General features: G+C 70.5%; 26 protein-coding genes. 14 read left to right on the top strand and 12 right to left on the bottom strand.

Annotated features, from left to right (window positions below; translation table 11 throughout):
• Window positions 1-158 precede the first annotated feature (158 nt).
• From M878_RS64830 to M878_RS94275, 8 genes are all read left to right on the top strand, one after another.
• A complete protein-coding gene (locus M878_RS64830) occupies window positions 159-1388 on the top strand; it encodes a M20 family metallopeptidase (protein WP_023547189.1) in 1230 nt (409 codons plus the stop codon).
• Window positions 1389-1731: 343 nt separating this feature from the next.
• Window positions 1732-2787 carry a BMP family lipoprotein gene (locus tag M878_RS64825; RefSeq protein ID WP_023547188.1) on the top strand — a complete coding sequence of 352 codons (1056 nt, stop codon included), beginning with the start codon at window positions 1732-1734 and terminating at the stop codon, window positions 2785-2787.
• Window positions 2788-3019: 232 nt separating this feature from the next.
• Complete coding sequence (locus tag M878_RS64820) at window positions 3020-4546, top strand: ABC transporter ATP-binding protein (RefSeq protein ID WP_078630291.1); 1527 nt, start codon at window positions 3020-3022, stop codon at window positions 4544-4546.
• A complete protein-coding gene (locus tag M878_RS64815; protein WP_023547186.1) occupies window positions 4543-5670 on the top strand; it encodes an ABC transporter permease in 1128 nt (375 codons plus the stop codon). The genes M878_RS64820 and M878_RS64815 overlap by 4 nt, the downstream gene beginning before the upstream one ends.
• Window positions 5670-6956 carry an ABC transporter permease gene (locus tag M878_RS64810; RefSeq protein WP_023547185.1) on the top strand — a complete coding sequence of 429 codons (1287 nt, stop codon included), beginning with the start codon at window positions 5670-5672 and terminating at the stop codon, window positions 6954-6956. The genes M878_RS64815 and M878_RS64810 overlap by 1 nt, the downstream gene beginning before the upstream one ends.
• Entirely contained in the window at window positions 6953-7360 is a 408-nt protein-coding gene (locus M878_RS64805; RefSeq protein ID WP_023547184.1) for a cytidine deaminase, read from the top strand. Before M878_RS64810 ends, M878_RS64805 begins: the two co-directional genes overlap by 4 nt.
• 83 nt (window positions 7361-7443) lie before the next feature.
• Window positions 7444-8721 carry a thymidine phosphorylase gene (locus M878_RS64800; protein ID WP_031224984.1) on the top strand — a complete coding sequence of 426 codons (1278 nt, stop codon included), beginning with the start codon at window positions 7444-7446 and terminating at the stop codon, window positions 8719-8721.
• Between the two features lie 83 nt (window positions 8722-8804).
• A complete protein-coding gene (locus M878_RS94275; protein WP_158692692.1) occupies window positions 8805-9191 on the top strand; it encodes an STAS domain-containing protein in 387 nt (128 codons plus the stop codon).
• Here the strand turns inward: M878_RS94275 and M878_RS64795 are convergent.
• Together M878_RS64795 and M878_RS64790 are read right to left on the bottom strand one after the other, a co-directional pair.
• On the bottom strand, window positions 9075-10088 hold the full coding sequence (locus M878_RS64795; RefSeq protein WP_023547182.1) for a sigma-70 family RNA polymerase sigma factor: 1014 nt from the start codon (window positions 10086-10088) through the stop codon (window positions 9075-9077). The two genes, M878_RS94275 and M878_RS64795, sit on opposite strands and share 117 nt — an antisense overlap.
• Before the next feature lie 133 nt (window positions 10089-10221).
• Window positions 10222-11517, bottom strand: coding sequence for an MFS transporter (locus M878_RS64790; RefSeq protein WP_023547181.1), 1296 nt, complete (start codon window positions 11515-11517; stop codon window positions 10222-10224).
• Between the two features lie 62 nt (window positions 11518-11579).
• Between M878_RS64790 and M878_RS64785 the strand changes: the two genes are divergently transcribed.
• The gene (locus tag M878_RS64785) at window positions 11580-12542 is read left to right on the top strand and encodes a LysR family transcriptional regulator (RefSeq protein WP_037730124.1); all 963 of its coding nucleotides are present in this window, start codon (window positions 11580-11582) and stop codon (window positions 12540-12542) included.
• Between the two features lie 19 nt (window positions 12543-12561).
• On the opposite strand, the gene M878_RS64780 is transcribed toward M878_RS64785, so the two are convergent.
• Window positions 12562-13323, bottom strand: a complete 762-nt coding sequence (locus M878_RS64780; protein WP_031224982.1) for an alpha/beta fold hydrolase — start codon at window positions 13321-13323, stop codon at window positions 12562-12564.
• A 145-nt stretch (window positions 13324-13468) separates the two neighbouring features.
• Between M878_RS64780 and M878_RS64775 the strand changes: the two genes are divergently transcribed.
• Window positions 13469-14650: an adenosine deaminase gene (locus tag M878_RS64775; RefSeq protein WP_023547178.1), complete on the top strand. Its 1182-nt coding sequence runs from the start codon at window positions 13469-13471 to the stop codon at window positions 14648-14650.
• A 157-nt stretch (window positions 14651-14807) separates the two neighbouring features.
• A complete protein-coding gene (locus M878_RS64770) occupies window positions 14808-15227 on the top strand; it encodes a hypothetical protein (protein ID WP_023547177.1) in 420 nt (139 codons plus the stop codon).
• A gap of 81 nt (window positions 15228-15308) precedes the next feature.
• Here the strand turns inward: M878_RS64770 and M878_RS64765 are convergent, their stop codons facing one another.
• The 5 genes from M878_RS64765 to afsQ1 all read right to left on the bottom strand — a co-directional run bounded on the left by M878_RS64765 (window position 15309) and on the right by afsQ1 (window position 19519).
• Complete coding sequence (locus M878_RS64765) at window positions 15309-15509, bottom strand: PspC domain-containing protein (protein WP_023547176.1); 201 nt, start codon at window positions 15507-15509, stop codon at window positions 15309-15311.
• 80 nt (window positions 15510-15589) lie between these two features.
• Window positions 15590-16162, bottom strand: coding sequence for a VanZ family protein (locus M878_RS64760; protein WP_023547175.1), 573 nt, complete (start codon window positions 16160-16162; stop codon window positions 15590-15592).
• Window positions 16163-16581: 419 nt separating this feature from the next.
• A complete protein-coding gene (locus M878_RS64755; RefSeq protein ID WP_023547174.1) occupies window positions 16582-17184 on the bottom strand; it encodes a hypothetical protein in 603 nt (200 codons plus the stop codon).
• Window positions 17181-18845 (bottom strand): sensor histidine kinase, encoded by a 1665-nt coding sequence (locus M878_RS64750; protein WP_023547173.1) that lies wholly within the window; start codon window positions 18843-18845, stop codon window positions 17181-17183. The genes M878_RS64755 and M878_RS64750 overlap by 4 nt, the downstream gene beginning before the upstream one ends.
• Complete coding sequence (gene afsQ1, locus M878_RS64745) at window positions 18842-19519, bottom strand: two-component system response regulator AfsQ1 (protein WP_023547172.1); 678 nt, start codon at window positions 19517-19519, stop codon at window positions 18842-18844. Before afsQ1 ends, M878_RS64750 begins: the two co-directional genes overlap by 4 nt.
• Before the next feature lie 239 nt (window positions 19520-19758).
• Here afsQ1 and M878_RS64740 point away from each other — a divergent pair, with 239 nt between their 5' ends.
• Window positions 19759-20490, top strand: a complete 732-nt coding sequence (locus M878_RS64740; RefSeq protein WP_023547171.1) for a SigE family RNA polymerase sigma factor — start codon at window positions 19759-19761, stop codon at window positions 20488-20490.
• A gap of 199 nt (window positions 20491-20689) precedes the next feature.
• On the opposite strand, the gene M878_RS64735 is transcribed toward M878_RS64740, so the two are convergent.
• Window positions 20690-21325 (bottom strand): uridine kinase family protein, encoded by a 636-nt coding sequence (locus tag M878_RS64735; RefSeq protein ID WP_245238102.1) that lies wholly within the window; start codon window positions 21323-21325, stop codon window positions 20690-20692.
• A 127-nt stretch (window positions 21326-21452) separates the two neighbouring features.
• On the opposite strand from M878_RS64735, the gene M878_RS64730 reads away from it, so the two are divergent.
• Window positions 21453-21833 carry a hypothetical protein gene (locus M878_RS64730; protein ID WP_023547169.1) on the top strand — a complete coding sequence of 127 codons (381 nt, stop codon included), beginning with the start codon at window positions 21453-21455 and terminating at the stop codon, window positions 21831-21833.
• A 131-nt stretch (window positions 21834-21964) separates the two neighbouring features.
• Here the strand turns inward: M878_RS64730 and M878_RS64725 are convergent, their stop codons facing one another.
• Genes M878_RS64725 through deoC form a run of 3 tightly spaced genes read right to left on the bottom strand, consistent with a single transcriptional unit; the run spans window position 21965 to window position 25264 of the window.
• Window positions 21965-22870: an aldehyde dehydrogenase family protein gene (locus M878_RS64725; protein ID WP_023547168.1), complete on the bottom strand. Its 906-nt coding sequence runs from the start codon at window positions 22868-22870 to the stop codon at window positions 21965-21967.
• Entirely contained in the window at window positions 22863-24299 is a 1437-nt protein-coding gene (locus tag M878_RS64720) for an aldehyde dehydrogenase family protein (RefSeq protein WP_023547167.1), read from the bottom strand. Before M878_RS64720 ends, M878_RS64725 begins: the two co-directional genes overlap by 8 nt.
• A gap of 5 nt (window positions 24300-24304) precedes the next feature.
• The gene (deoC, locus tag M878_RS64715; RefSeq protein WP_031224980.1) at window positions 24305-25264 is read right to left on the bottom strand and encodes a deoxyribose-phosphate aldolase; all 960 of its coding nucleotides are present in this window, start codon (window positions 25262-25264) and stop codon (window positions 24305-24307) included.
• A 135-nt stretch (window positions 25265-25399) separates the two neighbouring features.
• Here deoC and M878_RS47910 point away from each other — a divergent pair.
• Window positions 25400-25776 (top strand): PH domain-containing protein (locus M878_RS47910; protein ID WP_031224979.1); only part of this gene is annotated, 377 nt, incomplete at its 3' end.

Below are 25776 nucleotides of genomic sequence, written 5' to 3'. Positions count from 1 at the left end.
CGTGGTATGCGTGGAGGGAGAAACAGAGGTTGTACCCATCCGAGTCCGCCGCCATGCGTCCGCCGGTCAGATTTTCTTCCCCTAACGGGCTGAACTTTTGTTGATCGAGGGGTAGTTGACCACCCGGGCGTCCTACCCTTCAGAGGGTGAAGCAATTGATGTCCCTAGAGTCCGAGGCCGGCCTCGCGGGGGATGTGCTCCCCGGCGTGCTGAGCGAAGCCCTGCACGCCGAACTCATCGCCTTCCGTCGCGACTTGCACATGCACCCTGAGCTGGGCAATCAGGAGTTCCGTACGACAGCCGCGATCAAGGAGCGGCTGGAGCGGGCCGGGCTGCGGCCCCGGGTGCTCGCCAAGGGAACCGGACTCGTCTGTGACATCGGCCTGGCCGAGGGCGAGCGCTCGGCCGTACCCCTGTTGGCCCTGCGTGCGGACATCGACGCCCTGCCCATCCCGGACACCAAGACCGACTGCGCGTACAAGTCGACCGTGCCCGATCGGGCCCATGCCTGCGGGCACGACGTGCATACGACCGTCGTGCTCGGCACCGGGCTCGTGCTTGCCGACCTGCACACCAAGGGCCTGCTGCCCCGGCCGGTGCGGCTGCTCTTCCAGCCCGCCGAGGAGGTGCTGCCCGGGGGCGCCCTGGACGCCATCGAGGACGGCGTGCTGAACGGGGTCGGGCGGATCCTCGCCGTGCACTGCGACCCGCGCGTCGACGCCGGGAAGATCGGGCTGCGGCACGGGGCGATCACCAGCGCCTGCGACCGGCTGGAGGTCGCCCTGGACGGGCCCGGCGGGCACACCGCCCGGCCCCATCTGACCACCGACCTGGTGACCGCCGCCGCCCGCGTCGCCGTCGACGTGCCCGCGGTGATCGGCCGCCGGGTCGACGCCCGTGTCGGCCTCGTCCTCACCTGGGGCCGGATCGAGTCGGGCCACGCGCCGAACGTGATCCCGCAGCACGCCGAGCTGTCCGGGACCGTGCGCTGCCTGGACCTGGACGCCTGGCGGCAGGCTCCCGACATCGTGCACGCGGCCATCGACGAGGTCGCCACCCTGCACCGGGCCAAGTCCGAGATCACCTATGTGCGCGGGGTGCCGCCGGTGGTGAACGACAAGGAGTCCACCGAGCTGCTGCGCCGGGCGATGGTCGCGCGGCGCGGCCGGCGCTCCGTCGAGAGCACCGAGCAGAGCCTCGGCGGCGAGGACTACTCCTGGTATCTGGAGCATGTGCCGGGCGCCATGGCCCGCCTCGGCGTACGGCGCCCCGGTGAGCGCACCGTGCGCGACCTCCATCAGGGTGATTTCGACGCCGACGAGCACGCGATCAAGGTCGGCGTGGAGATGTTCACGGCGGCGGCTTTCCTGGAGCCGAACGGCGTGTAGCGGTTCGTAGTCATAGTCAGTCGTAGTCGTAGTGGAGTGAGCGTGCGGCCCCCGCGCTCGGGGGCCGTTCGCCTGACCGGCGCAACACGGTCGTCTGACCGGCGCAACAGGGTCCTCGGCCTTTTGCACATGCTGCGCAATAGCGTCATGAAAGAGGCAGGACCGCGAGTTCAGATGCTGTTTGCCTCGAATCGATAACGGCTTCGAGAGGGGGTTTTTTGCGACATCTACGCGCGTTACGATGCCGCGAAGCCGACGCCGACGGGGCGTTCCGGCTCGAGCACTGGCATGGTGCTCACATCAAGCGCCTGCAAGGCGCTCAGGTCAGGTGAAGGAGCCTCCCGTGCGCCGGGTAGCCAAGCTTTCCGCTGCGTGTATCGCGACCGCAGCACTCGCCGTGACTGCCACCGCGTGTGGCAGCACTTCCTCCGACAACACCACCTCGTCCTCCTCCGCAGGCGGCGGCAAGGGTGTCAAGATCGGTCTCGCCTACGACGTCGGCGGCCGTGGTGACCGTTCCTTCAACGACTCCGCCGCGCGCGGTGCCGACAAGGCCGAGAAGGAGTTCAGCGGTTCCATCAAGGAGCTGACCGCCAAGACCTCCGACACCGAGGCCGACCGCGAGCAGCGGCTGTCCGACCTGGCCGACGCGGGGTACAACCCGATCGTCGCCGTCGGTTACACCTACGCCCCCGCCGTGCAGAAGATCGCCGCGAAGTACCCGAAGATCAACTTCGGCATCGTCGACTCGGTCGTGAGCGGCAAGAACGTCAACAGCATCACGTTCACCGAGGAGCAGGGCTCCTACCTGGCCGGTGTCGCCGCCGCGCTGAAGACCAAGAAGGACCACGTCGGCTTCATCGGCGGTGTCGACAACCCGCTGATCAAGAAGTTCGAGGCGGGTTACACCCAGGGTGTCCACGACACCAACCCGAAGGTCAAGGTCGACGTCCAGTACCTGACCCATGGCCAGGACACCTCCGGCTTCTCCAGCCCCGACAAGGGTCAGCAGGCCGCGCAGGGCATGCTCGACAACGGCGCCGACGTGATCTACACGGCCGCCGGCTCCTCCGGCAACGGCGCGATCGAGGCCGTGCACGGTGTCAAGGGCGCCTGGGGTATCGGCGTGGACTCCGACCAGTACAACATCCCGGGTCTGGCCCAGTACAAGAGCTCGTTCCTGACCTCCATGGTCAAGAACGTCGACGTCGGCGTGTACGACTTCATCAAGTCCGTCCACGACGGCAAGCCGCTCGCCGGCAACAACGTCTACTCGCTCGCCAAGGGCGGTGTCTCGCTCGCCACGAGCGGCGGCTTCCTCACGGACATCCAGCCCAAGCTGGACGCCGCGAAGAAGAAGATCATCGACGGTCAGATCAAGGTCAAGACCACCCCGTGACCTGACGGGTCCCGGTCGGTCCGGCCCGTCCGATCCGTCCGGCCCGCCTGACCCAGGCTCGGCGAGGGAGTCGTCCCACGGCCCTCGCCGAGCCATAACAATGTGTCAACTCTACGCGTGTAGCGTGGAGTTGCCGCGCTAGCGTCGCCGACGCCTGCCACCTCCCCTATGCAGCCCCTTTCCCCGAGGAGAGTGCGCCATCAACGCGTCCAGCCCTCCCGCTGCCGTCGAACTGCGCGGCATCACCAAGCGTTTCCCCGGTGTCGTTGCCAACAAGGACATCGACATCACCGTCCGCACCGGGACCGTCCACGCCCTGTGCGGTGAGAACGGCGCCGGCAAGTCGACCCTGATGAAGATCCTCTACGGCATGCAGCAGCCGGACGAGGGCACCATCACCGTGGCCGGCGAGCAGGTCGTACTGCACAATCCCGGCGACGCCATCGCCCGCGGCATCGGCATGGTGCACCAGCACTTCATGCTCGCCGACAACCTCACCGTGCTGGAGAACGTCGTCCTCGGCGCGGAGAAGCTGTACGGCATCGGCGGCAAGGCCCGCGCCAAGATCAAGGAGATCTCGGACGCGTACGGCCTGAACGTCCGCCCCGACGTCCTCGTCGAGGAGCTGGGCGTCGCCGACCGCCAGCGCGTGGAGATCCTCAAAGTCCTCTACCGCGGCGCCAAGACCCTCATCCTGGACGAGCCCACCGCCGTGCTCGTGCCGCAGGAGGTCGACGCCCTCTTCGACAACCTGCGCGAGCTGAAGGCCGAGGGCCTCACCGTCATCTTCATCTCCCACAAGCTGGGCGAGGTGCTGTCCGTCGCCGACGAGATCACCGTCATCCGGCGCGGTACGACGGTCGGCACGGCCGAGCCGTCCAAGACCACCCCCAAGCAGCTCGCCGAGATGATGGTCGGCAGCGAGCTGCCCACCCCGGAGACCGCGGAGTCCACCGTCACGGACGTCCCGATGCTGAAGGTGGACGGGCTGCACCTCGCGCAGACCGACCTGGAGGGCATCGAGCGGATCGTCCTGGACCAGATCTCCTTCACCATCCACAAGGGCGAGGTCCTCGGCATCGCCGGTGTGGAGGGCAACGGCCAGTCCGAGCTGGTCGAGGCGATCATGGGCATGCGCGACCCCGACGCCGGCGTGATCACACTCGACGACGCCGACATCTCCCACGCCCCCACCCGCCACCGCCGCGAGGCCGGCATCGGCTACATCCCCGAGGACCGCCACCGCCACGGCCTGCTCCTCGAGGCCCCGCTGTGGGAGAACCGCATCCTCGGCCACGTCACCGAGAAGCCCAACTCCAAGGGCGGACTCCTCGACATCAAGGCCGCCCGCGCCGACACCGAGCGCATCGTCCAGGCGTACGACGTCCGCACCCCCGGCATCGAGGTCACCGCGGCCTCGCTCTCCGGCGGCAACCAGCAGAAGCTGATCGTCGGCCGCGAGATGAGCCACAACCCCAAGCTGCTCATCGCCGCCCACCCCACCCGCGGTGTGGACGTCGGCGCCCAGGCGGCGATCTGGGACTACATCCGCGAGGCCCGCCGCGAGGGCCTGGCCGTCCTGCTGATCTCCGCCGACCTGGACGAGCTGATCGGGCTCTCCGACACCCTGCGGGTGATGTACCGCGGCCGTCTGGTCGCCGACGCCGACCCCGCCACCATCACCCCCGAAGAGCTGGGCTCCGCCATGACGGGTGCGGCCACCGGCCACCTGGAGCACACAGAGGACGACGAGCGATGAACAAGCTGACCTCACGGATCGACAAGGAGCGGCTGTTCCTCGGCCTCGCCGCACCGGTGCTGGCGGTCGTCGCCGCGCTCGTCGTCACCGCCCTGGTGATCCTCGCGACCGGCAAGAACCCCGGCCCCGCCTTCAACGACATGCTGACCTACGGCTTCGCCAGCGACAGCCAGGTCTACATCCTCAACAAGGCGACCACGTACTACCTCGCGGGTGTCTCGGTGGCCATCGGCTTCCGGATGAACCTGTTCAACATCGGTGTCGACGGCCAGTACCGGCTCGCCGCGTTCTTCGCCGCCGTCCTCGGCGGCGCGCTGACCGTGCCCGGCTGGCTGGCCATCCCGCTGATCCTGATCTGCGCCATGGCGACCGGCGCCGTGTGGGCGGCCATCGCCGGCATCCTCAAGGTGACCCGCGGCGTCAGCGAGGTCATCTCGACCATCATGCTGAACTCGATCGCCACCGCGGTCATCGCCTACCTGCTCCAGCCCGGAAAGCTGGCCCAGCTCCAGCAGGGCGGCACCGTCGTCGCCACCAAGCCGCTGCCCTCGGGCTCGCACTTCTTCAGCATCAACACCGGCCCGGCCGGCGATCTGTGGGGCTTCATCTTCATCGCCGTGGCCGTCGGCATCGCGTACTGGTTCGTGCTCGGCCGCACCCGGTTCGGCTACGACCTGCGCACCGTCGGCCAGTCCGAGAGCGCGGCCGCCGCGAGCGGTGTGTCGGTGAAGAAGATGATCGCCACCAGCATGATCATCTCGGGTGCGGTGGCCGGCCTGATCGGCATGCCGACCCTGCTCAACGACAGCTACCAGTTCAGCAGCGACTTCCCGACGGGCATCGGCTTCACCGGCATCGCCATCGCGCTGCTCGGCCGTAACAACCCGATCGGCATCGCGCTCGGCGCCCTGCTGTGGGGCTTCCTGGAGCGCACCACCAACCACCTGGAGTTCCAGGGCTACGACAAGGAGATCCTCGGCGTCATCCAGGGCGTCATCGTCCTGTGCGTCGTCATCGCCTACGAGGTCGTACGCCGCTACGGCCTCAAGCGCCAGCAGCAGAAGGTCGGCGCCGAACTCGCCGCCCAGGCCGCCGCCCAGTCGAAGAAGCAGGAGGTGGCGTGATGACTGCCACGATGACCGACACGCCGCCGCCCGCGGCGCCCAAGGCGGCGGGCGCGCCGCAGCGCACGGGCCGCTCGCTCGTCCAGATCCTCATGCTCGTCGCGGGTGCGCTGCTGCTCCTGGCCGCGGTCCGCGTGATCACCGGCTCGCAGGACCTCGACTCCGCCGGGCAGGTCAGCGCCGCCCTGGGCCTCGCCGTGCCGATCGGCCTCGCCGGTCTCGCCGGCCTGTGGTCGGAGCGGGCCGGTGTGGTCAACATCGGCCTTGAGGGCATGATGATCCTCGGCACCTTCGGTGCCGGCTGGATCGGCTGGCAGACCAGCCCCTGGCTCGGCCTGCTGATGGGTATCGGCTTCGGTGTCATCGGCGGCCTGGTACACGCCGTCGCCACCGTCACCTTCGGCGTCGACCACATCGTCTCCGGTGTCGCGATCAACCTGCTCGCGCTCGGCGCCACCCAGTACCTCGCCAAGCTGTTCTTCGCCGGCGGCGCGGCGGCCAACGCGGGCGGCAACCCCAAGCAGTCCCCGCCGGTGGCCTCGCTGCCGGACGTCACCGTGCCCGGCCTCTCCGACGGCCTGCACTCGATCGAGAGCCACCACTGGTTCCTGATCTCCGACCTCGCCGGGATCCTCGGCGGCCTGGTCACGCACCTGTCCGTGGTCACGGTCCTGGCCGCGCTGCTGTTCGCCGGCAGCTGGTGGCTGCTGTGGCGCACCCCGTTCGGTCTGCGGCTGCGCTCCTGCGGCGAGAACCCGACCGCCGCGGAGTCGCTCGGCGTCAACGTGTACTCGTACAAGTACGCGGCCGTCGCCGTCTCCGGCGGCCTCGCCGGACTCGGCGGCGCCTTCCTGGCCCTGGTCACCTCGCACACCTACCTGGAGGGCCAGACCGGCGGCCGCGGCTACATCGGCCTCGCGGCGATGATCTTCGGCAACTGGCGTCCGGGCGGCCTGGCGATGGGCGCCGGCCTGTTCGGCTACTCCGACGCGCTCCAGCTGCGCAACGGCGGTACGACCGTCCACGCGCTGCTGCTCCTGCTGGTGGTCCTGCTCGTGGCCCTGGCAGGCTGGAAGCTGTACCGCAAGGCGATGCTGCAGGGTGTGATCAGCCTCGTGATGGCCGCGGTGATCCTGGTCTGGTACCTGCTCACCGACACGGTCCCGAGCGACTTCGTGGGCGCCACGCCGTACGTCGTCACCCTGCTGGTGCTGTCCCTGTCGGCGCAGCGCCTGCGGATGCCGAAGGCGGACGGTATGCGCTACCGGAAGGGCCAGGGCAAGTGACACAGCAAGCCGCCGAGTTCGACTGGGAGGCGCTGCGGAAGGTGGCGCGCGAGGCGATGTCCCACGCCTACGCCCCCTACTCCGGCTTCCCGGTCGGCGTGGCGGCCCGGGTCGACGACGGCCGCACCGTCACCGGCTGCAATGTGGAGAACGCCTCCTACGGCCTCGGACTGTGCGCAGAGTGCGGCCTGGTCTCGGATCTGCAGCGCTCGGGCGGCGGCCGGCTCACGCACTTCACCTGCGTGGACGGCGAGGGCGCCCTGCTCGTGCCGTGCGGCCGCTGCCGCCAGCTGCTGTATGAGTTCGGCGGCCCGGACCTTCTCCTGGACACCCCCGCGGGCGTCCTCCCGCTGTCCGAGATGCTGCCCCACGCCTTCGGCCCGGACAACCTCACCAAGCAGTAACGCCGTACGGCCCCCCTGACCGCATCCGCGCAGGGGGGCCGTACACCTTCGCACCTCCCGGAAGGAAGCCCACAGCCATGGCCATGGACGCCATCTCCGTCATCCGCACCAAGCGGGACCGCGGCGAGCTGACCGACGAACAGATCGACTGGGTCATCGACGCTTACACCCGCGGCGAGGTCGCCGACGAGCAGATGTCCGCGCTCGCCATGGCGATCCTGCTCAACGGCATGAACCGGCGCGAGATCGCCCGCTGGACGGCGGCGATGATCGCCTCCGGCGAGCGCATGGACTTCTCGGCCCTGTCCCGCCCGACGGCCGACAAGCACTCGACAGGCGGCGTCGGCGACAAGATCACGCTCCCGCTGGCCCCGCTCGTCGCGGCCTGCGGCGCGGCGGTCCCGCAGCTCTCCGGCCGGGGCCTCGGCCACACGGGCGGCACACTGGACAAGCTGGAGTCGATCCCGGGCTGGCGCGCTCTGCTCTCGAACGAGGAGATGCTGCACGTCCTGGACACGACGGGCGCCGTGATCTGCGCGGCGGGCGACGGCCTGGCCCCGGCGGACAAGAAGCTGTACGCGCTGCGCGATGTGACCGGCACGGTGGAGGCGATCCCGCTGATCGCCTCCTCCATCATGTCGAAGAAGATCGCCGAGGGCACGGGCTCGCTGGTGCTGGACGTGAAGGTGGGCAGCGGAGCCTTCATGAAGACGCTGGACGACGCCCGTGAACTGGCGTCCACGATGGTCGGCCTCGGCACGGACCACGGCGTGAAGACGGTCGCACTCCTGACGGACATGTCGACCCCGCTCGGCCTCACGGCGGGCAACGCCCTGGAGGTCCGCGAGTCCGTGGAGGTCCTCGCGGGCGGAGGCCCGGCCGATGTCGTGGAGCTGACGATCGCCCTGGCCCGCGAAATGCTCGACGCGGCGGGCGTGCGGGACGCCGACCCGGCGAAGGCCCTGGCCGACGGCTCGGCGATGGACGTCTGGCGCCGGATGATCGCGGCCCAGGGCGGCGACCCGGACGCCGAACTGCCCACGTCCCGCGAACAGCACGTGATCAAGGCCCCGTCCTCCGGTGTCCTGACCCGCCTCGACGCCTACGACATCGGCGTCGGCGCCTGGCGCCTGGGCGCCGGCCGCGCCCGCAAGGAGGACCCGGTGCAGGCGGCGGCAGGCATCGAAATGCACGCCAAGCCGGGCGACACGGTGACCGAGGGCCAGCCCCTCCTCACCCTGCACACGGACACCCCGGAGCGCTTCGAGTACGCACTCCAGGCGGTGGAGGGCTCGTACGACATCGCGGCCGCGGGGACGGACTTCACGCCGTCGCCGGTGGTGCTGGAGCGCATCGCCTGACCAGGTGATTTCTGGCGAACGGGATCGGTGGACCAGCGCCGGTCCCGTTCGGCGTGTTCGGCGGGTCCCAGCCGGTGAGGCCGATGAGTTCGCCTCGGAGTGCCGGTCTACCGGTCGTGGATGCCGAGAGGTCTGCCGTGCTCGTGCTGCCCGGCCCCGTCGCCCGGGGCGAGGTGGCGGGGCTGTGTGAGCGGGTGCGGATGATGCTGGGGGGCGGCGGGGAGCGTGTCGTCGTGTGCGATGTGGGCGGGCTCGGGCCGCCGGGGCTGGGCGTCGTGGATCTGCTGGCGCGGCTGGAGCTGACCGCCCGCCGGGGTGGCGGGCGGATCCGGTTGCGGGACCCCGACCCCGCGCTACTCGCCCTTCTCGACCTCGTCGGGCTCCGCTTCCAGGTGGAGGGGCAGGCCGAAGAGCGGGAACCACCGCTTGGTGTCGAGGAAGCAGTGGAAACCGGTGATCCGGCCGTCTGACAGCTCCAGCACCTGCACGGCCCAGGGACTGAAGCCGCCCTGCTCCTCGTCCGGCTTGTAGTGCGCGAACCCCGGCAGGCCGTTGACCTGCACCGGCAGCAGCCGCGAGCCGGCGCAGGAGGCACCGAGGGTCGTCATGAAGCCGGTGATGTCGGCCGGGCCGCGCAGCCACAGGTCGAACGGCGGCATCGTCATGATGGCGTCCTCGTGGAGCAGGGCCGTCAGCGCCGTCATGTCGTAGCCCTCGAAGGCCTTGACGTACCGCTCCAGGAGCTTCTGCTGCTCCTCGTCCAGCGGGTCCGACACCGCGCCCTCGTCACCCGCGTCCGCGCGCTCCGCGAGCGTGGCCCGCGCCCGCTGCAGCGCGCTGTTGACCGACGCGACCGAGGTGCCCAGCAGCTCGGCGACCTCGCTCGCCTTCCAGGCCAGCACCTCGCGCAGGATCAGCACCGCCCGCTGTTTGGGCGGCAGTTGCTGCAGGGCAGCCATGAAGGCCAGCCGGACCGACTCCTTGGCGACCGCCGCCTCCGCCGGGTCGTCGGCCGTCGGCAGCACCCGCGCGTCCGGCATCGGCTCCAGCCAGGTGTTGTCCGGCCGGGGGGACAGGGCCGCCTGGGCGAGCGGCGTCGACTCGGTGAGGTCCATCGGCCGCGCCCGCTTGTTGCCCGCCGTCAGCATGTCCAGGCACACGTTCGTCGCGATCCGGTACAGCCACGAGCGCAGCGAGGAACGGCCCTCGAACTTGTCGTAGCTCCGCCAGGCCCGCACCAGGGTGTCCTGCACCGCGTCCTCGGCCTCGAAGGAGGAGCCGAGCATCCGGTAGCAGTACCCGGTCAGCTCGGTCCGGTGTTTCTCCAGTGCGGCGTCGAGGTCCGCCGTCGCCGTGCCGTTTCCCATCGTCCACCCACCCCTGTGGCTGTGCCGTCGGCGCTTCTTCGCACCCATCTGGAAGCTACCGCAGGGCACTGACAATGGCGTCCCGAGTGGGAAAAAGAGCAGGTCGGCGGTGAGGCGTCCCTTACGGGGCGCCTCAGTGCGCGTTGGCTACGAGCGAGCTCCGGGCCGCCACCCGGGCTGCCCGAGTGCCCAGCACCGTGATCGTCACAACCCCCAGGACCGCCAGGAGACCCACGCTCACCGTGCCCGCCCAGCCGTCCGCGTGGAACGCCAGCGCGCCCACCGTGCTGCCGGCGCTGGAGCCGATGTAGTACATGGACTGGTACAGGGCCGAGGCCTGGGCGCGGCCGTGGGCGGCCGTCTTGCTGACCGCCGAGGAGGCGACCGCGTGGCCCGCGAAGAAGCCCGCCGTGATCAGCACCAGGCCCAGCAGGACCAGCGGCAGCGCGGGGGCCAGCGAGAGGAGCAGGCCCGCCGCCGTCGTACCGCCCGCCAGATACAGCGCGCCTCGGCGGCCGAGCCGGCCCACCAGCCGGCCCGCCACGGACGCGGAGACCGTGCCCACCAGATAGACCAGGAAGATCGAGCCCGCGATGCCCTGCGGCAGCCCGAACGGCGCCTCGGTCAGCCGGTAGCCGATCACCGTGTAGACCCCGCCGAACACCGTCATGAACAGCGCGCCGATCGCGTACAGGCGCCGCAGCAGCGGGTTCGCGAGATGGTCGCGGACCGTGCCGAGCAGGACCCGGGGCCGTAGCGAGCCTGCCTTGAAGTGCCGGGGAGCCGGCAGCAGCAGCCGGAACGCCACCGCGCAGCCGACGGCGATCACGCCGATCACCCCGACGGCGACCCGCCAGCCCCACTCCTGGGCCACCCAGCCGGTGATCACCCGGCCGCTCATGCCACCGACGCTGTTGCCCGCGACGAACAGGCCGATCGCCGTGATCAGCGCCTTCGGCCGGACCTCCTCGGCCAGATAGGCCTGCGCCGAGGCCGGCAGACCGGCCAGCGCCGCGCCCTGCACCGCCCGCAGCACCACCAGCGCGCCGATCGACGGCGCGAACGGCACCAGCAGCCCCACGGCGACCGCGACCGCCAGCGAGGCCGTCATCACCGTACGGCGGCCGTAGCGCTCCGACAGGGCGCTCATCGGCAGCACGAAGAGGGCCAGTCCGCCGGTCGCGGCCGCCACGGTCCAGCTCGCCTCGCTCGCCTCGACCCCGAACTCGCCGGAGATCAGCGGGAGCAGGGCCTGGGTGGAGTACAGGAGGGCGAAGGTCGCGACTCCGGCGAGGAAGAGGGCGAGGCTCATCCGGCGGTAGCCGGGGCCGCCCGGGGTCATTCGGGTGTCGGAATCGGTGGCGTCGACGGACGGGACGGGCGTTGCGGCGTCCACGGTGGTGGACGCCCCGGTACTGGCGGGAGACATGCCTCGACCGTATGGACGGCCCATTCATCCGTCCAATGCATGGAACGGCCATAATCGTTCCCATGGCGCATCAGCAAAGCTCACAGCCTCGCCTGTCATGGAACAGTGACACAGAAGACATGTCTGTGATGTCGATGGTGCTCGCGCCCCGTCTCGCGTACTTCGCCGGCGTGGCCCGCACCGAGCACGTCACCCGGGCCGCCCACGAGATGAACGTCCCGCAGTCCACCCTCTCCCGTGCGATGGCCCGCCTGGAGCAGGACCTGGGCGTCGACCTGTTCGCCCGGCACGGCCGTACGGTCTCCCTGACCCCCGCCGGCCGCACGTTCCTCACCTCCGTCGAACGCGCCCTCGCCGAGATCGAGCGGGCCGCCGAGGAGGTGCGCGCCGACACCGACCCGGCCGCCGGCAAGGTCGCCTTCGGCTTTCTGCACACCATGGGCGCCGAGACGGTCCCCGGCCTTCTCCACGCCTTCCGCGCCGACCACCCGCGCGTCCGCTTCAGCCTGGTCCAGAACTACGGCGAGGCCATGCTGGAACGCCTGCGCGCCGGCGAACTGGACCTCTGCCTCACCTCACCCGTGCCCGACGCCCCCGACCTGGTCGCCCGCCGCCTCGACGAGCAGAAACTCCGCCTGGTCGTCCCCGCCGACCACCGCCTCGCCACCCGCCGCCGCATCCGCCTCGCCGAGGCGGCCGAGGAAACCTTCGTCACCCTGGAGCCCGGCTACGGCTTGCGGCGCATCTTCGACACCTTGTGCCGAGAGGCCGGCTTCCGTCCACGCGTCGCCTTCGAGGGAGAGGAGGCCGAGACCCTGCGGGGCCTGGTGGCGGCGGGCCTGGGGGTCGCTCTCCTGCCCCCGCCCACGGTCCCGAGACCGGGAGTCGTGGAACTGACGGTGACAGCCCCGAGGGCCGTCCGGGAGATCGGCGTCGCGTGGCTGGCAGGCCGTCCGGACACCCCGCCGGTGGCCGCGTTCAAGAAGTTCTTGCTTTCAAGAAGGGGCAACTTGCTGCCCACCTGACACCACAGCCCCCCGACCCCTACCGCCTCAAGGACCGCCCGAACCCCACAGCCAACGGCATCCGAAGCCCGATGGGCGGCGGAGCCGCCAGCGCATCCTCGACGGGCCGCGACACATGGTGCCCGAACAGCGCCCCCATCATGAAGTCGACGGCCAGACAACCCACTTCATCCCGATGCCCACTCAACCCGTGTCCATCGGAATGGACTTCGAACCGGCACACCTCCCGATTCGCCTTCTTCGCCCGCTCCGCATACCGGAACGACAGCTCGGGATCGGTCCGTTCGTCGTTCGTGCCGTGCACGATCAGCACCCGGCGGCCCGCCAGCTGCCGTACCGGCTCGGCGGGCGCGGCCACATCATCCTCGGGGAGCCAAGGAGCCAGCGCCACCACCGAGTTGACGGCTTCGTGTCCGCCGGCCCGCAGTGCCGCCCGTCCGCCCATGTCCACCCCGACGAGGCACACGGGAACATCGCCGTATCTTCGTACGACCTCGTCGGCGGCCCACTCCGCGTCCGCCGCCAGATGGGCCTCGCTGCCGTTCCAGCCCCGGTACCGGTAGTGGACGGTATGGACAGCCAGCCCCTCCAACCGCCCCGCGCGAGCGAGCCGTCGGCCCAGTGAGCGCAGCGTGATCGTCGCCCACACAGGGGACGGCCTGCGGGCGGAGGTCTCCTCCCCGCCGGGGAGCAGCAGGACCGCTCCGCTCACCGCCGTCGGCGCCGTGCCGACCGCCTTCCCCAGTCCGGCCGTTCGGACCGGTGTCGCTTGCTGTCCCATGGCAGAACAGTGTCAGAAGGTGCGGTGTACGAAACCCGTACATGCGGTCACCGTTGCGTATCGACGGGAAAGCGGCGGAAAAGTGCTGTGAAAGAGCCGACGCGTTCACCGCGCTCTCTACGCGCGTAGGCGTTACAGTGCGGAGATGACGAGCGAGACCGCACCGACCGGGGCCGTCTCGGCGAGTGTCCCGGCGCACGTTCCGACGCCGGACCAGATCCGCCGCGCGCCCAAGGTTCTGCTGCACGATCATCTCGACGGCGGGCTCCGCCCCGGAACCGTCGTCGAACTCGCCCAGGAGACGGGGTACTCGGAGCTTCCCGAGTCCGATCCGGGCAAGCTGGGCATCTGGTTCCGTGAGGCCGCCGACTCCGGCTCGCTGGAACGGTATCTGGAGACCTTCAAGCACACCGTCGGCGTGATGCAGACCCGGGAGGCGCTCGTCCGCGTCGCCCGGGAGTGCGCCGAGGACCTCGCCGAGGACGGCGTCGTCTACGCCGAGGTGCGCTACGCCCCCGAGCAGCACCTGGAGGGCGGACTGACCCTGGAGGAGGTGGTCGAGGCCGTCAACGAAGGATTCCGGCAGGGCGAGCGGCTCGCCCGGGAAGGCGGTCACCGCATCCGGGTCGGCGCGCTGCTGACCGCCATGCGGCACGCGGCCCGCTCCCTGGAGATCGCCGAACTCGCCAACCGCTACCGGGACTCCGGCGTCGTCGGCTTCGACATCGCCGGCGCCGAGGCCGGCTACCCGCCCACCCGGCATCTGGACGCCTTCGAGTACCTCAAGCGCGAGAACAACCACTTCACCATCCACGCCGGCGAAGCCTTCGGACTGCCGTCCATCTGGCAGGCGCTGCAGTGGTGCGGTGCCGACCGGCTCGGGCACGGCGTGCGGATCATCGACGACATCGAGGTCCGCGAGGACGGCTCGGTGCGGCTCGGCCGGCTGGCGTCCTACGTCCGCGACAAGCGGATCCCGCTGGAGCTGTGCCCCAGCTCGAACCTGCAGACCGGGGCCGCGCCCTCCTACGCCGAGCACCCGATCGGGCTGCTGCGTCGGCTGCATTTCCGGGTCACCGTGAACACCGACAACCGGCTGATGTCGCACACGAGTATGAGTCAGGAATGCGCGCATCTCGTCGAGGCCTTCGGTTACACGCTCGACGATCTGCAGTGGTTCTCCGTCAATGCCATGAAATCGGCGTTCATTCCTTTCGATGAACGGCTGGCTATGATCAATGACGTCGTCAAGCCCGGATATGCGGAGCTGAGATCCGAATGGCTGTTTCAGCAGACGGCCTCTACCAGGGCTTCTGGCGGGGGCTGAGAGATAAGGGCGGCGGGATACGGTCCGGATTGTGAACAAGGCGTTCACAACCCGTCCGCATTTCGGTGTTTGCGGCGGGTGATCGGGCGTGTTTACGGTCGAGGACCGTTCATCGTTTTTGTGCCCCCCGTCCCCTCATTTCAAGGATGCATTTACCATGAAGCACTCCGCTGTCAGGACCCTCGGTGTCGCCGCTCTCGGTGCCGCCTTCGCCGCGCTCGGTGCGGGTGCGGCCAACGCGGCCACGGCTGTCGCGGACGCGACCCCGGCGCTGGACACCGTCACCCGGAACCTGCCGGGCGAGAACGTCGGCATGGCGCAGCCGGGTGCCGCCGACACCCTGACAACCCGTGGGCAGGACGCCATCAGCCGTGGGCAGGACGCCCTGGGCGCCGGGGTGGCCGCCACGCAGCCCGCCGTTGAGAACGCGCTGCAGGGCGGACCGGCCACGCCGCTGCACAGCCGCATCGGCGGACTGTCGGCACCGAACGTGTCGGCGCCGAACCTGCCGACGCAGGGCCTGCCCGCCCAGGGCCTGCCCACGCAGGGGCTGCCCAGGGCGGTCTCGCTCGGCTGAGGCCCATCGCCTGCCGTACACCGCCGTCGGGGCGCTCCGGTCCGGTCCGGGAGCGCCCCGACGGCGTTTGGTGCACGGCGGTCACCAGGCGGTACGGGTCTTGTCCTCGGCCGGCAGCAGGATCCACAGCGCTATATAGAGCAGGAACTGCGGGCCGGGCAGCAGGCAGGACAGCAGGAAGATCACCCGCATCGTCGTCGCGGAAGTGCCGAAGCGCCGGGCCAGCGCTGCGCACACTCCGCCGATCATGCGGCCGTGGGTGGGACGGGCAAGGGTGGTCATGACGGCTCCTCCGCGGTCGTCGATTCGCTGTCCTTCAGCTGTTTACGACGATACGGAGACGAAGCGGGCGAAGCGTCGCTCTACGGAGCTATTCCGACCCTGGGAATCGTCGGGGTACGCCCCTGAGACAGCTCCTCCTGGACGGTGACGGGCCGGGTCTGGGCCTCGGCGTCGTCGCCGCTCAACTGCCGCCGCCTGCGCAGCCGGGCGCGGCTCGCGGGGACGACGAGCAGGTGAGCCAGGAGCACGCCGGCAGTGTTGAGCAGCAGCGAGTCGACGTCCACCACCCTGCCGGGCACGCCGGTCTGCAGCAGGGCGATGCCGGCGGAGATCAGGGCGCCGGCGGCGGTCGTACGGATCAGGGAGGCGAGCGGGGAGACGGCGAGCCTGCCGTGGGTCATCGGCAGCAGTACACCCAGCGGGGCGAGCAGGGCCAGGCCTTCGCCGATGCGTCTGGCGGCCTGCGGCCAGCCCAGCGCCAGGTCGGCGCGGATGCCGGCCAGGGGGTGCACATTGGGAGGTGTCACCCAGGGCACGTTCAGGGGGCGCAGCATCAGCCAGGCGACTAGGGCGAGGTGGGCGACGAGGAGGATGCCGCCTGTCACCCGGACGCGGATCGCGGCGCTGCCGCCGATGGAGCCTTGACGCTGCACGCCAGCCTAGACGCGGCGCTGGGCCTTGGCGGTTCCCGGGGTGCCTGTACTTCTTGGCTGCGCTGGCTGCGCTGGGCTGGGCGACGGGGTTTCGTCTGCCCGGTTCTGAGCGTCGCCGGGTGCGGGTGCGTCGTGGCTTGTCGCGCAGTTCCCCGCGCCCTTCAGGGAACTGCAGGGCCGTCGGCTAGCGGGCTGCGGTGGGGTCGCTGCCGGCCGCTGAGCGTCGCCGGGTGCGGGTGCGTCGTGGCTGGTCGCGCAGTTCCCCGCGCCCCTCAGGGAACTGCAGGGCTGTCGGCTAGCGGGCTGCGGTGGGGTCGCTGCCGGCCGCTGACCGTCGCCGACTGCGGGTGCGCTGTGGCTGGTCGCGCAGTTCCCCGCGCCCCTTGGGGAGTTGCCCTGCCGTCGGCCTGGGACCCCTGCTACCTGCCCGCGACCTCTCCGGACGGCGGGAGCGTCCTGCCAGGGCGGTCGCGGACGTCGGCTGTGCATTCGTAGCGGTGGAGAGGGCCGGTGTCGGGGCCGCCCAGGATGACCGAGCCGTCGCCCTCCGTCGCTGCCGAGTCGGACAGGGTGCACACCAGCTGGGCCAGGGCGTAGGAGGTGAGACGGGAAGGCGGCGTGCTCAGGCGGAGCGCGTCCTCGGGGTCCCCGCGGTGCGGTCCGGTCACGCTCAGGGCGCCCGGAACGTACGTCGTGTAGCCCGCGGAGCGCTCCGCGGCCGACGGGGACGCCGCGAGCTGGTCCAGCAGACCCTGCGCCACGATCACCCGGCGCCGGGCGTCCGGCGTGCCCACCGGGACGCGTACCGTCCGGTCGACGGCCACCAGGGACGACCCGCAGAGCAGGAAGACCTGCACGGGCACGCCCTGTGAGCCCTGCGTGGACGGCTCAGGTCCGGCCAGCGAGCACGGCACCCGCGAGGGCGCGGCACCGAAGTCGGTCGGCACCTGCGTGGCCCGGATGCCGCAGCCGCTGAGCAGCAGGCCCAGGAGGGGCAGCGCCAGCATGCGTCGTACGGTCATGACCCCTCCTTTCCCGAACATCCCGGGCTTCCGGTGCTTCCCGGATTTCCCGATTTCCCTGAGGCTCCTGAGTTTCCCGAGCTTTCTGAATTCCCTGTGGCGCCGTTGTCGGTCTTCCCGCCGTCGTCGGGTTCCTCCGTCAGCCGGGAGGCGTCCCGCGGCAGCCGCAGGGTGAATACCGCGCCGCCGTCGGGCGAGTTGGCGGCGGTGATCTCGCCGCCGTGGATGTGGGCGTTCTCCATGGCGATGGACAGGCCCAGACCGCTGCCCTCGGAGCGCGGCCGGGAGGCACTCGCCTTGTAGAAGCGGTCGAAGACGTGCGGCAGGACCTCCTCGGGGATACCGGGGCCGTGGTCACGGACCTGGATCACCACGTCGGCGTCCTTCGCATCGGACACGCGCACCGACACCCGCACCGGCGACCCGCCGTGCTTGAGCGCGTTGCCGATCAGGTTGGCGAGGATGACGTCCAGCCGGCGCGGATCGAGCTGGGCGTGGATGCCGCGCTCGGCGTCCAGCTCGACGGCGTCCAGCCAGGCGCGGGCGTCGATGCAGGCGGTGATCTGATCGGCGACGTCGACGTCGTCCAGGACCAGCCGGGCGGTGCCCGCGTCGAAGCGGGTGACCTCCATCAGGTTCTCGACCAGGTCGTTGAGGCGGCGGGTCTCGCTGACGACCAGCCGGACGGCGGGCTCGATCATCGGGTCCATCGACTCCGCCTCCAGCTCCTCCTCCAGTACCTCCGTCACCGCGGTGATCGCCGTCAGGGGCGTGCGCAGCTCATGGCTCATGTCCGCCACGAAGCGGCGGGACGCCTCGTCCCGCGCGGCCATCTCCGCGACCCGCTGCTCCAGCGCCTCGGCCGCGTTGTTGAACGTCCGCGAGAGATCGGCGAGTTCGTCCGTGCCGGACACCCGCAGCCGGGTGTCCAGCCTGCCCTCCCCGAGCCGCCGGGCGGCGACGCCCAGCCGGTGGACCGGCTTCAGTACGGTCGTGGCGGCGGCCTGCGCGAGCAGCGCGGCGCCGATCAGCGCGAGCCCGGTGGCGATGCCCAGCGACCACGCCAGCGAGTTGAGGTCCTTCGCCTCCGGCTCCAGGGACTTGGCCATGTAGCCGGTCGGACCGCCGCCGATCACCTTCGTACCGGCCACCAGATACGGCGTGCCGTGGTCCACGACCCGCTGCCAGTACAGGTGGTACGGCTCCTTGTTGGTGTCGGACACCGTCTGCTGCTTGTTCACGGCCGTGCGCAGCGGCTTCGGCACGTCCTCCAGCGAGAAGCCGTTGATGCCGCCCGAGTTGCCGTACACCGTCTTGCCGTGGGCGTCCTGGGCGACCAGGAGCACGCTGAAGCGCTGGCTGCTGGCCGCCATCTGGCCCGCCGCGCGCTGCAGTTGGTCCTGCGTGGGGTGCTCCGGCAGTGCGCCCGCGCGGTTCTGCATCTCCTGCCGGAAGTCACGCAGCACCGCGTCCTGGGCGCGGGTGAGCACCGCCTCCCGGTTCAGCCAGTAGGCGATGCCCGACGCCGACACTGCGGCCGTCAGGGCCACCAGTCCGAAGACGACGACCAGGCGCAGCCTGAGGCTGGTGAACCTGAGCCGCGACAGATTGCCCTTGCGACCCGCGGCCCAGCCGCGCAGCCTCCCTTGCTCTTCGGTCACTGAGGAGTGTCCAGGCGGTAGCCGACACCACGGACGGTGCGGATCAGGGTCGGGGACGACGGCACGTCCTCCACCTTGGCGCGCAGCCGCTGCACACACGCGTCCACCAGGCGCGAGTCACCCAGATAGTCGTGCTCCCACACCAGCCGCAGCAGCTGCTGGCGGGACAGCGCCTGACCGGGCCGCCGGCTCAGCTCCAGCAGCAGCCTCAGCTCGGTCGGGGTCAGCTGCAGATCCTCGCCGTTCTTCGTCACGGTCATCGCCGACCGGTCGATGACCAGGCTGCCGAACGTCGCCGAGTCGGTGGACTCGCGCTCCCCGCGCCGCAGCACGGCCCGGATCCGGGCGTCCAGCACCCGGCCCTGGACGGGTTTGACGACATAGTCGTCGGCCCCCGACTCCAGCCCGACCACGACGTCGATGTCGTCGCTCCGCGCGGTTAGCAGGATGATCGGCAGCTGGTCGGTGCGCCGGATGCGCCGGCACACCTCGAAGCCGTCGATGCCGGGCAGCATGACGTCCAGCACGATCAGGTCGGGCCGCTGCTCGCGGAGCAGTTTCAGACCGTCCTCACCGCTGGCAGCGGTCGCCACCCGGTGGCCCTGGCGCGTCAGCGAGAGCTCCAGGGCCGTCCGGATCGCGTCGTCGTCCTCGATCAGCAACAGGGAAGGCACCCGCTCATTCTGGCCCATGGACCGGGTGTCGTACGACCTGCCCGCACCGGGCCTTTCCTGCCGCCACGATCTGTGCGCTTTCCGTGACGGCCCTGGGCGGAGCCGCTGTGACAGGTCTGTGACAGTCGACGGACACGGCCATGAAGTCACCCCGGCAGTCTTTTGGTCACGGGCAGGGCGGGGGACCGAACCGGCCCGGCGAGACCGAACCACCGCAAGTCCACGACGGGGAGCGCGAGATGAACACGCTGCACAGCATCAGCACCAGCGCCGTAATCACGCGTCTGCACGACGGGCACCGGGGTTCCGAGAAGTCCGGTGCCGTGAGCGGGCGGGGGTGCGCTCGCGGCACCGGGCGTCAGCACACCGCGTACATGACGGTGGTTGACGGACACGCGAACAGGGAGGACTCGGGGGAGCAGCGCCGCTCCCTGACGGAGGCTGCGGATGCCGAAGCGGCGTTCACCGCCTACGTCCAGGAGCGCCGCGCCTCCCTGTACGCCACGGCTTACCACCTCACGGGTGACCGCTTCGAGGCCGAGGACCTGCTGCAGAGCGCGCTGTTCTCGACGTACAAGGCGTGGGACCGGATCAGTGACAAGGCGGCGGTCGGCGGATACCTCCGCCGCACCATGACCAACCTGCACATCAGCGCCTGGCGGCGCCGCAAGCTCAACGAGTACCCGACCGAGGAACTGCCGGAGACGCCCTCCGACACGGACGCGATGCGCGGCACCGAGCTGCGCGCGGTCCTGTGGCAGGCGCTGGCCCGGCTGCCCGAGCTCCAGCGCACCATGCTGGTCCTGCGCTACTACGAGGGCCGTACGGACCCGGAGATCGCGGAGATCCTCGACATCAGTGTCGGCACGGTGAAGTCCAGCATCTGGCGGTCGCTCCGCCGGCTGCGCGAGGACGAGGTCCTCAGCTTCGGCCGTGACGAGGAGGACGCCTTCGGGGAGCTGGTCGCCTGAAGGCCGGGGGTCACTGGGGGGTGACCCGCGGGGGGACACGGGGGAAAACGGGGACCACTGGGGGGTGGGCCCACGGGGGACGGACGAGGGAGGGGAACGGGGGAAACGGGGGAGCAACAGGAGCGGGACTGGAGGGCCGGGGGGCCTGTCCAGTCCCGCTTGCTGCATATGGGGGGGTGGCTCTGCATACGGGGACGGCCTACGCCACCGTCTGCTGACGCGTCTGCCGCCCTGCCGCTGCCGCCGCCAGCCGGCCGAGCGCCTCGTCGCGGCCGCACGGATGCGCGCCCAGTGTCACCTGGCGGGCGACGATCGACCGTTCCGTGCGCATCAGCCGCCAGCCGCGGCGCAGCAGGAACGGCACCGACTTGCGCCCCTCCTTCAGATCGCGCAGGAAACGGCGGCGGAAGGTGGTGACGGAGCCCCGGGTCAGACACAGCGCGTCCGCCAGCAGCCCCCGCTCGCGGCAGCGCTCGACGATCTCCGCGGCGAAGATGCCTTCCGCGACGAACAGCGGGGTACGGCCGATGTGCAGTGTCTCCTCGCCCGTACGGGCGCTCAGCGCGATGTCGTACACCGGTATCGGCGTCGACCCGGTGGCGCACAGCCGGGCGATGGCCTCGACCGCCACGTCCGCGTCCCAGGACCGGGGGTGGTCCCAGTCGATGTCCGAACTCCCGTCCACCAGCGGCAGAGTCGGGTCGTCACCCTCCTTGTAGAAGTCGTCGAGGCGCAGCACGGGGAGCCCGGAAAGGGCGGCGACGAGTGACTTGCCCGAACCCGAGGGACCGCACAGCAGCACGACACGGGCGGGGGACGGGAGATGAAGGCTCACGGAACACCAGTTTGACGCATGGGGAGCCGCCTACCGACCCCGCGGGTCGGCTTTTGAGCGTGACCCTCACCTCAACTACTCTTCGTGTCGTACTTGTTACCCAACGCGACATAAGGTGGGCCTCCAGATGGCACGACATGCGTCCCCTCTCAACCGCACCGCGAAGCGCGCCCTGATCGTCCTCGCGACCGCCTCTGCGGCGCTGGGCGCGGGCGTGGCGACGGCGTCTGCGGACGCCCCTCGCGCCACGGACGCGGCCGGGCTGCCCGCCTCGCTCGGGGCGATGGCCCCGCAGGCCGGCACCCAGGTGCCGGGGCTGACCGACTACGCCGCCGTGCCCCTCCAGGCGCTCCAGTACACCCCGGTCGCCCACACCCGCGTCCTCCCGGTGGACGACGGCGACCTCGGGGGCCTGACCGGTCCGCTCGCCCGGACGGGTCCGATCGGTGTCGTTCCGGTGACGGAAGGGCTCGGCGGAGTGCTGGGCGGCATGGCCGGAATGCAGTAGCCGACCGCGAGCGTCAGTGGGCGACCGCGGACGCCGGTGGCGGGCCTCGGACGAGAGAGCCGCGCCTTCCCCGGACGGAGGGAAAGCGCGGCTCTCGGTCGTGCGGGCCGTCGTACGGCCTCGGTGCGGGCTCAGTACGACGAGCCGGATGCGCCCAGTGATCCCGTCGGGTGCCAGACCGTCTTGGTCTCCAGGAACGCCGTCATCCGGTCGATGCCCGGCGTCTCGAAGTAATCCACAGGCTGTGGACGGAGCACCCGCTTCAGGTTGTCGGCCGCCGCGATCTCCAGCTCCTTCGCCAGCGCTTCGTCGGCGCCCGCGAGGTCGATCGCGTTGACGTCCTGGTGCGCGGCCAGCGGCGGCGCGATCTCCGCGGTACGGCCGGACAGGACGTTGACCACGCCGCCGGGGACGTCGGAGGTGGCCAGCACCTCGGCCAGGGAGAGCGCTGGGAGCGGGGACTGCTCGCTAGCGATCACGACGGCGGTGTTGCCGGTGGCGATCACCGGGGCCAGCGCCGACACCAGGCCCAGGAAGGACGACTCCTGCGGAGCCAGTACCGCGACCACGCCGGTCGGCTCGGGCGAGGAGAGGTTGAAGAACGGGCCTGCGACCGGGTTGGCGCCGCCGATCACCTGGGCGATCTTGTCGGTCCAGCCCGCGTACCAGACCCAGCAGTCGATGGCCGCGTCCACGACCGCGGCGGCCTTCGGCTTGGACAGGCCCTCCGCGTCGGCCACTTCGCGCACGAACTGCTCGCGCCGGCCCTCCAGCATCTCCGCGACGCGGTAGAGGACCTGGCCGCGGTTGTACGCCGTCGCCCCGGACCAGCCGCCGAACGCCTTGCGCGCGGCCACGACCGCGTCACGGGCGTCCTTACGGCTGGACTGCGGTGCGTTGGCCAGCCACTTGCCCTTCGAGTCGGTCACCTCGTACACCCGGCCGCTCTCGGAACGCGGGAACTTCCCGCCGACGTACAGCTTGTAGGTCTTGAAGACCGACAGTCGCGGTTCGGTCTTTTCGGTCTTCTCAGACATCGAGGTACGCCTCCAGGCCGTGGCGGCCGCCCTCGCGGCCGAAGCCCGACTCCTTGTAGCCGCCGAACGGCGAGGTCGGGTCGAACTTGTTGAACGTGTTGGACCAGACGACACCGGCGCGCAGCTTGTTCGCGACGGCCAGGATCCGCGAGCCCTTCTCGGTCCAGATGCCCGCTGACAGGCCGTACTGCGTGTTGTTCGCCTTGGCGACCGCCTCGTCCGGCGTGCGGAAGGTGAGGACCGACAGCACCGGGCCGAAGATCTCGTCGCGGGCGATGGTGTGCGCCTGGGTGACGTTCGTGAACAGCGTGGGGGCGAACCAGTAGCCGGAGGTGGGCAGTTCGCAGGCCGGGGACCAGCGCTCGGCGCCCTCCGCCTCGCCCTGCTCGGCGAGCGCGGTGATCCGGGCCAGCTGCTCGGCCGAGTTGATCGCGCCGATGTCGGTGTTCTTGTCCAGCGGGTCGCCGAGGCGGAGGGTGGAGAGCCTGCGCTTGAGGGACTCCAGCAGCTCCTCCTGGATCGACTCCTGCACCAGCAGGCGGCTGCCCGCGCAGCAGACCTGGCCCTGGTTGAAGAAGATGCCGGTCACGATGCCCTCGACGGCCTGGTCGATCGGGGCGTCGTCGAAGACGATGTTGGCGCCCTTGCCGCCCAGTTCGAGGGTGAGCTTCTTGCGGGTGCCCGCGACGGTCCGCGCGATCTCCTTGCCGACGGCCGTGGAGCCGGTGAAGGCGACCTTGTTGACGTCCGGGTGCGCGACGAGGGCCGCGCCGGCGTCGCCATAGCCCGGAAGGATGTTGACGACACCCTTGGGCAGGCCCGCCTGGCGGCAGATGTCCGCGAAGAACAGGGCGGACAAGGGGGTCGTCTCGGCGGGCTTCAGGACGACCGTGTTGCCGGTCGCGAGAGCCGGGGCGATCTTCCACGCCAGCATGAGGAGCGGGAAGTTCCAGGGGATGACCTGGCCTGCCACGCCCAGCGGACGCGGGTTCGTACCGAACCCGGCATGGTCGAGCTTGTCGGCCCAGCCCGCGTAGTAGAAGAAGTGCGCGGCGACCAGCGGGAGGTCCGCGTCGCGGGTCTCCTTGATCGGCTTGCCGTTGTCCAGCGTCTCCAGGACCGCCAGCTCACGGCTGCGCTCCTGGATGATCCGGGCGATGCGGAACAGGTACTTGGCGCGCTCGGAGCCGGGCAGCGCGGACCACTTCTCGAAGGCCTTGCGGGCGGCCCTGACCGCGCGGTCGACGTCCGCCTCGCCGGCCTGGGCGACCTCGGACAGCACCTCTTCGGTGCTGGGGCTGACGGTCTTGAAGACCTTGCCGTCAGCCGCCTCGGCGAACTCGCCGTCGATGAAGAGGCCGTAGGAGGGGGCGATGTCGACGACGGAGCGGGACTCGGGCGCCGGTGCGTACTCGAATACGGAAGCCATGTTGATCAGTCCACCGTCACGTAGTCGGGGCCGGAGTAGCGGCCGGTGGCCAGCTTCTGACGCTGCATCAGCAGGTCGTTCAGCAGCGAGGAGGCGCCGAAGCGGAACCAGGTGTTGTCCAGCCAGTCCGGGCCCGCGGTCTCGTTGACCAGAACCAGGAACTTGATGGCGTCCTTGGAGGTGCGGATGCCGCCGGCCGGCTTCACACCGACCTGGACGCCGGTCTGCGCGCGGAAGTCCCGCACGGCCTCCAGCATCAGCAGGGTGTTGGCGGGCGTGGCGTTGACGGCCACCTTGCCCGTGGAGGTCTTGATGAAGTCGGCTCCGGCCAGCATGCCGAGCCAGGAGGCGCGGCGGATGTTGTCGTACGTCGACAGCTCGCCGGTCTCGAAGATGACCTTCAGTCGGGCGCGGTCGCCGCAGGCCTGCTTCACGGCGACGATCTCGTCGTACACCTTCAGGTACTTGCCGGCGAGGAACGCGCCCCGGTCGATGACCATGTCGATCTCGTCCGCGCCTGCGGCGACGGCGTCACGCACGTCGGCCAGCTTCACGTCGAGGGCGGCGCGGCCGGCCGGGAAGGCGGTGGCGACGGAGGCGACCTTGACGCCGGATCCGGCGACGGCCTCCTTGGCGACGGCCACCATGTCGGGGTAGACGCAGACGGCCGCCGTGGCCGGGGTCGTCCGGTCCGTCGGGTCCGGGTGGACCGCCTTCGCGCCGAGCGCCCGGACCTTGCCCGGGGTGTCCGCGCCTTCCAGCGTCGTCAGGTCGACCATCGAGATGGCGAGGTCGATGGCGTACGCCTTCGCGGTGGTCTTGATGGAACGGGTGCCGAGAGACGCGGCGCGCGCCTCCAGGCCGACCGCGTCGACGCCGGGCAGCCCGTGCAGGAAGCGACGCAGCGTGCTGTCGGACGCGGTGACGTCCGAGAGAGCGTGAGCTGTGGGTGCGGTAGTGGGCATGGTCACCAGACGAGCATATCTACGCGCGTAGCGGCTGTACACCCCCGGTGCTCATATCCACCCGGAAGATCACAGCTGAGCGCCGGTTCCGGGGCACATGGCGGCGGCGCCGCCGGTGTCGTGCAGACTTGGGCCATGACCACCCCGGACCACCCGTCACCCGCGTCACAGCCGCCGGCTCCCGCGGCCCAGGACCGGATCTACCGCTCGCCCATGGGCCTCGTGGGCGGTGTGCTGCTGTTGCTCGTCGTCGGCTGGCTCGGCTTCGACGCGCTGTTCCAGGGCCATGGCCGCGCGCCGTGGCTGGCGCTCGCCGGGATGATCCTCATCGTGCCGCTGGTGATCGCCTTCACACTCCGCCCCGCGGTCTTCGCCGGCGAGGACCGGCTGCGGATCCGCAACCCGTTCCGCGCCATCGGGCTGCCCTGGGGCGAGGTCGCCTCGCTGCGCTCCGGCTACTCCAACGAGGTCGTCGCCAAGTCCGGCCGCAGGTACCAGCTGTGGTCCATCCC

Source organism: Streptomyces roseochromogenus subsp. oscitans DS 12.976 (assembly GCF_000497445.1).
Classification (GTDB): domain Bacteria; phylum Actinomycetota; class Actinomycetes; order Streptomycetales; family Streptomycetaceae; genus Streptomyces; species Streptomyces oscitans.
The sequence above is the reverse complement of the archived record's forward strand: the minus strand, read 5'-3'. Positions and strand labels throughout refer to the sequence as shown.

Coding starts and splice junctions, on each gene's coding strand:
- M878_RS64790 (WP_023547181.1), bottom strand. CDS start 11,517: ATGTCTCCCGCCAGTACCGGGGCGTCCACCACCGTGGACGCCGCAACG.
- M878_RS64725 (WP_023547168.1), bottom strand. CDS start 22,870: ATGTCTGAGAAGACCGAAAAGACCGAACCGCGACTGTCGGTCTTCAAG.
- M878_RS64730 (WP_023547169.1), top strand. CDS start 21,453: ATGGCACGACATGCGTCCCCTCTCAACCGCACCGCGAAGCGCGCCCTG.
- M878_RS64755 (WP_023547174.1), bottom strand. CDS start 17,184: ATGACCGTACGACGCATGCTGGCGCTGCCCCTCCTGGGCCTGCTGCTC.
- M878_RS64770 (WP_023547177.1), top strand. CDS start 14,808: ATGAAGCACTCCGCTGTCAGGACCCTCGGTGTCGCCGCTCTCGGTGCC.
- M878_RS64815 (WP_023547186.1), top strand. CDS start 4,543: ATGAACAAGCTGACCTCACGGATCGACAAGGAGCGGCTGTTCCTCGGC.
- M878_RS64765 (WP_023547176.1), bottom strand. CDS start 15,509: ATGACCACCCTTGCCCGTCCCACCCACGGCCGCATGATCGGCGGAGTG.
- M878_RS64775 (WP_023547178.1), top strand. CDS start 13,469: ATGACGAGCGAGACCGCACCGACCGGGGCCGTCTCGGCGAGTGTCCCG.
- M878_RS94275 (WP_158692692.1), top strand. CDS start 8,805: ATGAGTTCGCCTCGGAGTGCCGGTCTACCGGTCGTGGATGCCGAGAGG.
- M878_RS64780 (WP_031224982.1), bottom strand. CDS start 13,323: ATGGGACAGCAAGCGACACCGGTCCGAACGGCCGGACTGGGGAAGGCG.
- M878_RS64785 (WP_037730124.1), top strand. CDS start 11,580: ATGGCGCATCAGCAAAGCTCACAGCCTCGCCTGTCATGGAACAGTGAC.
- M878_RS64830 (WP_023547189.1), top strand. CDS start 159: ATGTCCCTAGAGTCCGAGGCCGGCCTCGCGGGGGATGTGCTCCCCGGC.
- M878_RS64810 (WP_023547185.1), top strand. CDS start 5,670: ATGACTGCCACGATGACCGACACGCCGCCGCCCGCGGCGCCCAAGGCG.
- M878_RS64720 (WP_023547167.1), bottom strand. CDS start 24,299: ATGGCTTCCGTATTCGAGTACGCACCGGCGCCCGAGTCCCGCTCCGTC.
- deoC (WP_031224980.1), bottom strand. CDS start 25,264: ATGCCCACTACCGCACCCACAGCTCACGCTCTCTCGGACGTCACCGCG.
- M878_RS64800 (WP_031224984.1), top strand. CDS start 7,444: ATGGACGCCATCTCCGTCATCCGCACCAAGCGGGACCGCGGCGAGCTG.
- M878_RS64795 (WP_023547182.1), bottom strand. CDS start 10,088: ATGGGAAACGGCACGGCGACGGCGGACCTCGACGCCGCACTGGAGAAA.
- M878_RS64740 (WP_023547171.1), top strand. CDS start 19,759: ATGAACACGCTGCACAGCATCAGCACCAGCGCCGTAATCACGCGTCTG.